1 protein-coding gene is annotated in these 1,333 nt (G+C 54.3%); it reads left to right on the forward strand.

The window, feature by feature from the left end:
* The first annotated feature begins 71 nt into the window (after positions 1-71).
* A protein-coding gene (locus JMN37_RS11240) for an IS3 family transposase (protein WP_252932200.1) occupies positions 72-1,267 on the forward strand; the annotation gives its coding sequence in 2 pieces (ribosomal slippage) (positions 72-363 and positions 363-1,267; 1,197 coding nt in all).
* Positions 1,268-1,333: the final 66 nt, after the last annotated feature.

A 1,333-nucleotide genomic window follows, 5' to 3' on the forward strand; every position in this document is an offset into this window, starting at 1 on the left:
GGACCTGACCCCCGTTAGGTAGACACCTCTGAAACCGACAACACAGTGTCGGAGAAAGGTAACCTACCCTAATGCCACGGAAAACATATTCGGAGCAATTCAAGCGCGACGCCGTTGCCATGTACGAGAACACGCCAGAGGCCTCACTAAGAACCACGGCCGAAGACCTAGGCATCAACCGCGCCACACTACGTGCGTGGGTCCAACGACTCGGCACCGGTGCCAAAGCCCAATCCTTTCAAACAACAACCCCTGTCAACGAAGCAAAGATGCTGACGGACGCAGAACGACTTCGCCAGCTCGAACGCGAAAACGCCAAGCTCAGAGAAGAACGCGACATCTTGCGCAAGGCAGCGAAGTATTTCATGGAAGAGACAAACTGGTGATCCGCTTCCGGTTTGTTGATGACCACCGCACCGAGTACTCGGTCAAGCGGATGTGCACGGTGCTCGATATCAACCGAAGCTCCTACTACAAGTGGAAAGCCACCAAGCCTAGGCGGCAACGCCGCCAGGTGGCCGATGCACTTCTGGGAGTAAAGGTCAAGACGATCTTCGAGGAAAAAGACCAACTCTACGGTGCGAAACGCATCGCCGCTGAGCTGAACTACAGTGACAAATACCTCGATAATGATCCGGTAAACCACAAGCGTATCGCCCGGATTATGCGCTTGCTGCGCCTGCGTGGCTACACGAAAAAACGCAACGTCACCACCACGCGATCAGCCCGCAACCGGAAGGTGTTTGCCGACTTAGTCAAGCGTAACTTCACCGCACAAGCGCCTAATATGGTCCTTGTCGGCGATATCACCTACCTACCGGTTGCCGGTGGGGCGAATATGTATTTAGCAACGGTGATCGACTGTTACTCCAGGCGACTTGTAGGCTTCGCGATTGCCGATCACATGCGCACTGAGCTGGTAGAAGAAGCACTCGAGCATGCCCGTCGTAGTCGTGGAAGTCTTGCTGGGGCGATTTTTCACTCAGATCACGGCAGTGTATATACCTCGTCGCAGTTTCAGGCGACGTGTCGCCGCTTGCAGGTAACCCAGTCGATGGGTGCGGTTGGCACGAGTGCTGATAATTCGTTGGCGGAGTCGTTTAACGCGACGTTGAAGCGAGAAGTGCTCAAGGACAACAAAGTCTTTGCAAACCAGTTGATATGTCGCCGCGATGTCTTTGCGTGGTGTGTGCGTTACAACACCAGCCGACGGCATTCTTGGTGCAAGTATTTGACTCCTTGCGAGTACGAATCTCGTTGCGCGTAGCGATACGCTAGAGTTGAACCCATTATTTGACCACCCCATGGTGTCTACTTTTCAGGGGTCGGCCCC

It is taken from the genome of Corynebacterium lipophilum (assembly GCF_024102595.1).
GTDB classification, from domain to species: Bacteria; Actinomycetota; Actinomycetes; order Mycobacteriales; family Mycobacteriaceae; genus Corynebacterium; species Corynebacterium pseudogenitalium.